Source organism: Pantoea sp. ME81 (assembly GCF_903970985.1).
Taxonomy (GTDB): Bacteria; Pseudomonadota; Gammaproteobacteria; order Enterobacterales; family Enterobacteriaceae; genus Pantoea; species Pantoea communis.
This window is the reverse complement of the sequence record NZ_CAJCKS010000326.1, coordinates 1-2,010: the sequence shown is the minus strand read 5'-3', so window position 1 is coordinate 2,010 and position 2,010 is coordinate 1. Positions and strand designations below refer to the sequence as shown.

Below are 2,010 nucleotides of genomic sequence, written 5' to 3'. Positions count from 1 at the left end.
TGGGCGAGCGCACAGTCCGTTATGCCAGATTTCGTATGCTAGATACACGGATATGACTACTCGTTCACTACGCGACGCTAGTCCGGTCTATATAAATCTAACACATGACTTACACACTTTCACTACATGAGACGTGCCCTGCCAGTAGAGTCGCACCATGATTTCGGTGTCGAAATCCATGCGCTGGCCAATCGGGTGGCGATCGCAGAGTGCCAATGAAGGTTGCAGCGGGTAGACGCGGAAACCGCACATGCTGTCTTTTAGCGAGAAGGAGAGCGTTTCAATCCACACCCAAAAATGGGTGATGTAACGGCCATACAAGCGGGATTTCGGAATGGAATCATCGTAAACAGGCTGGCCGGAGATCAGGCAATCGGGATGGTTTTCCGCTTCCGCCAGCATGCGCGGCGTGTCTTCCACCTGATGCTGACCATCCGCGTCGAGTTGTAGCGCATGGCTGTATCCTGCTGCGGCGGCTCGGCGCATCCCGGCGATCACCGCCGCACCTTTGCCCTGATTAACCGGTAGGGTGAGGATATCCAGCTGTGGGGCTTCAAGGTCAGCGATCTGCTGCTGAGTCTGCGTATCACTGCCGTCATCGACGATAATCACCGGCAGATTAAAGGGAGCCAGCCGCGCCAGCACCGAGGCCAGCATGGCGCCGTGGTTGTAACAGGGAATCAGAACACAGGGTTTGAAAGGCGCATTCAGCACAGGCGAATCTTCCCGCTGCTGGCAATCTCAGTGCTGTCCGCGTAAATCAGGCTGTAGCTGAAGCTCAGCAGTGATTTGTCTTCCTGCCAGCTCAGCTGCAACTCTAGCTCCGCATCAGGCGGCACCGGCTGCTGAAACTTGATGTTCTCAATTGAACGGAAGTGTTTACCGATGGCCAGGCGTGACAGGCCGTAATGTAAAGCCCAGTCGAGCTGCGCCACGCCGGGTAAAATCGGTAAGGTCGGGAAGTGGCCGCGGAACCAAAACAGATCCGCGGCAGCATGCAGGCGCAGCGTCAGTGTTGCGCCCTGCTGCAGGGCGTTGAGTTCAACCGGCAACATCAAACAGTTCCTCAATTTGGGGCCAGGCGCGTTTGCTTTGCGCCGTAACCGGAATCGCGTTGACCACGCGCCAGTAGCGCGGCATGGCAACCGGCTCCAGCCAGGGTTGCAGCGCGATTTTCCATTGTTTCTTACGTTGGGTCAGCGTTGCGGCATCCAGCGTGTCCGGCAAAGCCAGCACCACGCCAATCGCCTGGCGTCCGTGACGCTGAATCGCCAGAGCGGCCGCGTCTTCTACGCCGGGTAAGGCCAGCAGTCTTCGCTCGATCTCACTGAGTGAAACGCGCTTATCTTCGATCTTCACCACCCGATCCTGACGGCCCGCCAGCTGAAACGTGCCGGAGGGCTGTTGTACAATCCGATCGTCGAGCGGCCAACCCTCAGTGGTTTCCAGCAACGCCGAAAACACCCGCCATTCAGCAGATGCCTGCTGCTCCAGCCTGACCTGAGGAAAACAGTGCCACGGGGCGTTTTCTTCCTGCGCACAGCGCCAGCCGATCACGCCGGTTTCGGTGCTGCCGTAAATCTCATCCACCGCACACTCAAAGGCGCGCTGAGCGTGCTGTGCATCAGCCCAGGGCAAAGCCCCGCCAGCCGAAACAATCAGCGCACATGATGGTGCATCCAGGGCAGGATCCAGGCGACGCAAAAAAGCCGGGCTACTGATAAAGGCATAGCGACGATCGCGACGCTGATCGGCGAGCTGTTCACCGTAAAAAATTTGCTGAGCGGCAAGTGGCAAGCTCAGCGCCATCGGCAACACAATGCGAAACGTCAGGCCATACAGATGTTGATGGCTCACTGACGCAATCACGTGACATTGTTGCAGACGCTCGGCCCATAACGCTGCCAGCCACTGCGCTTCAAGATCGAGTGCACGCAGTGATTTCACCACGCGACGCGGCGTGCCGGTGGAACCGGAGGTGAACAGCACCAGTTCGGCATTTTCGGCGAT

The 2,010-nt window shown here is 57.9% G+C and carries 2 protein-coding genes and 1 pseudogene; all 3 read right to left on the bottom strand.

Features of this window, described 5'->3' with window-relative positions; genetic code table 11:
- Positions 1–132: 132 nt before the first annotated feature.
- Positions 133–714: pseudogene (locus H7A81_RS26990) on the bottom strand (glycosyltransferase family 2 protein); the annotation flags it as partial.
- Complete coding sequence (locus H7A81_RS26985) at positions 708–1,055, bottom strand: hydroxymyristoyl-ACP dehydratase (protein WP_058959618.1); 348 nt, start codon at positions 1,053–1,055, stop codon at positions 708–710. The pseudogene H7A81_RS26990 and the gene H7A81_RS26985, both read right to left, overlap by 7 nt.
- Positions 1,042–2,010, bottom strand: a 969-nt coding sequence (locus tag H7A81_RS26980; RefSeq protein ID WP_182059306.1) for an AMP-binding protein, incomplete at its 5' end; no start/stop codon positions are given. The genes H7A81_RS26980 and H7A81_RS26985, both read right to left, overlap by 14 nt.

Excerpts from the sequence above, each read along its gene's own strand:
- H7A81_RS26985 (WP_058959618.1), bottom strand. The coding sequence starts at position 1,055 with ATGTTGCCGGTTGAACTCAACGCCCTGCAGCAGGGCGCAACACTGACG.